This window comes from Bacillus sanguinis (genome assembly GCF_018332475.1).
Taxonomy (GTDB): Bacteria; Bacillota; Bacilli; order Bacillales; family Bacillaceae_G; genus Bacillus_A; species Bacillus_A sanguinis.
Map to the genome: position 1 here is coordinate 1 of NZ_BOQB01000355.1, position 893 is coordinate 893.

Genomic DNA, 893 nt, shown 5'->3' on the forward strand with positions numbered 1-893 from the left:
TCAGTTTCTTCTACACCTAGTAAACTCTCAGCCTGTACATATATATCATGAGCAGCACTGTAGTCTTGTTTATTATAAAAATATAAACCTCGAGCTTTTAAATAATAAATATAATCTTCAGGATCTTGCATTTCAACCTGACTTGGTATCATTTGCGAAGCTTGAACTATAAGCGACTTCACATATAACATATTTTTTTGCCGGGCATGATAGTATATAAGTACACCATATACCTTTAGTAATAAAGGGATTGAATCTACTTCACGAACGTATAATTCTAACAAAGATAAGTCAGCTTCTGTAATACTTTTATCTTTTTTATATTTATTACATATATTAAAAATAGCAATCTTTATTTCCTGATAATTTCCATTTATAAGATAATCGCTATCTACATCTAACTTCTTAGAAACTTTTTTTATAAAAGAAGATGACGGTTTTATTTTTCCACTTTCTATTCTACTTAAATATGTTATTGAACATATTCCTGATACGAGCTCCCCCTGTGTTAATCCTTTATGCATTCGAACATGGCGAATACGTTCCCCTATTTCCATCTTTCTACTCTCCCTGCTTAACCATTTCTTACTTTTTACCAAATCAGCCATTATGTATTGCTTAATCTTTCATATTAAGAAAATGTATAATTTCACAAATGTAAAAAAATGTATCACACATTTTAATTTTACATTCATACTATGATTATTTCTAGATGGCTTGTTAAATTTTATGGTTAAAATTTGGGTTTTTCGTCCATTTTTTTCATGAGATTTTACTACTTGTTATTAACAAAGACAGAGTCATATAATTGAATTACGATAAAATTAATGAAAAGGATTTAACTACATGTAAACTATTATGATTCATTTAAGATAGTTATAGTTCATTACTTT

The 893-nt window shown here is 27.9% G+C and carries 1 protein-coding gene; it reads right to left on the reverse strand.

Annotated features, from left to right (window positions below):
* On the reverse strand, positions 1–557 hold a 557-nt coding region (locus tag KI369_RS25830; RefSeq protein ID WP_212958258.1), incomplete at its 3' end, for a helix-turn-helix domain-containing protein.
* Positions 558–893 lie beyond the last annotated feature (336 nt).